The following is a 1892-nucleotide window of genomic DNA, read 5'->3' as shown; positions in this document are numbered from 1 at the left end:
GCCGAGCGCACCATCAACGGTACGCCCCCAGAACATCGGCTGGCAGTCCGTCAAACAGACATAGCCCCTCTGGTCGACGATCTGTTCGACTGGATGCGGGAGTGTTGCCGGCGCATGTCGACAAAAAATCCCGTTGCCCACGCCATGAACTATTTTCTCAGACGTGCCGATACATTCACACGATTCCTCACTGACGGCCGGATCTGCCTCTCAAACAATGCAGCAGAACGCGCCCTGCGCGGCATCGCCCTGGGCAGGAAAGCCTGGTTGTTCGCCGGGTCCGATCGTGGCGGAGAGCGCGCCGCCGCCATGTATTCCCTGATCGTCACCGCGCGCCTGAACGATGTCGATCCCCATGCATGGCTCGCTGATGTCCTGGCACGGATCAATGACATCCCCAATCCACGCCTCCATGAACTCCTGCCCTGGCACTGGAAAGCCCACCAGCAGGTCCACAATACCATCGCCGCCTGAATACGCCCGCGTCTCTCGCCGGATGATTACGATCAGCCAGCCACGCGATAACCGCTTTGCCGTGGTACTCATGGATCTGGATCGTTTTCGCGATATCAACGATGCGCTGGGGCATGTCCAGGGTGATACCTTCCTGAAGGCGGTGGCGGAGCGTCTCAAGACACTGTGCCGCAGCAATTATGTGCTCAGCCGCTCTGGCGGGGATGACTTTGTGGTGGTTATTCCCAACGCGACGGCCGAAACCGCCGTCGCCTTCGTAAAAAATGTCATCGACGCCATGCAGCGACCGCTGAACGTCGCGGGCAATCACCTGGCTGCTTCTTTCAGCATGGGCATCGCGGTATTTCCGGAAAACGGGCCGGATGGAGAGTCCCTCGTCAGTTGTGCCGAAATCGCGATGCGTCAGGCCAAGAAGGACGCGCGCGGCGGATATAAGCTAGCCAATACAACCGAGAGTACTGAAGCGCAGGACCGGCTGGTTCTGGGCAGTGCACTGCGGGACTCCCTGTCAAAGGGGATGCTGAACCTGCATTACCAGCCTCAGATTGAGGCCATTACAGGCAAGATATATGGGGTGGAAGCCTTGTCCCGGTGGAATCATCCCACGCTCGGTAATATTTTTCCATCCCGTTTCATCGCCGTGGCGGAAGAAACTGGCCAGATCGAAGCAATCGGCCGCTGGTCGCTTGAAAAGGCCTGCCGCCAGATCACTAGATGGGATCGTGATGGAGTCAGGATACCGGTTGTCGCGGTCAACCTTTCGGCCGGGCATTTCCGCAACCGATCCTTGGTGCCGATGATTGATGGCCTGCTGAAAAAATACAACCTGGCGCCTGAACGACTGACCGTGGAAATCACGGAAAGCGTGATGATGGACGAGAGCGAGGAAACGATGAACGTACTTTCCTCCATCCGAAAACTTGGTGTCGGCCTTTCCATGGATGATTTTGGTACCGGTTTTTCCAGTCTGTCGCGTTTGACGCGCCTGCCGCTGACAGAAATCAAAATCGATCGCAGCTTTATCATGAATCTTGAACATGATGCGAATGCCCAGGCCGTCACGACCGCTGTGATTGGTATTGGCAACCGATTAGGCATGACTGTTGTAACTGAAGGCGTCGAAACAGAAGCACAATATAGTCTGCTGCAGGCACTACATTGTGACGTGCTGCAGGGCTATCTGTTTGCAAAGCCCATGTCGGCCACTGATCTTGAGGCATGGGCGCGTAAACCGCATGATTTTCTGAAGACGACCTCAGAAAATCATACACAAAAAGATGAATAACATTATTTCCTAATACCAAAGGACGTAGCCACTGATACCAAGGGCTACTGTCTCTGACTCATCTGTGAAGTGACGCGAAGGGCCTGTTCTGATTCTGTCGTGAGAGGGAGGATCGGGAATGGCTGGTGCGATT

General features: G+C 55.5%; 1 protein-coding gene and 1 pseudogene. Both read left to right on the top strand.

The annotated features are described in order from the left end of the window. Positions 1-474, top strand: a 474-nt coding sequence (locus tag CFR80_RS17900) for an IS66 family transposase (RefSeq protein WP_146221646.1), incomplete at its 5' end; no start/stop codon positions are given. 31 nt (positions 475-505) lie between these two features. Further along, positions 506-1759, top strand: a pseudogene (locus CFR80_RS17895) (putative bifunctional diguanylate cyclase/phosphodiesterase); the annotation flags it as partial. Between the last annotated feature and the right edge of the window lie 133 nt (positions 1760-1892).

Origin of the sequence: Komagataeibacter oboediens, from assembly GCF_003207815.1 — a bacterium.
In the GTDB taxonomy this organism is placed as follows: domain Bacteria; phylum Pseudomonadota; class Alphaproteobacteria; order Acetobacterales; family Acetobacteraceae; genus Komagataeibacter; species Komagataeibacter oboediens.
Note: the sequence above shows the minus strand (reverse complement) of the source record. Positions and strands in the feature narration are given on the sequence as shown.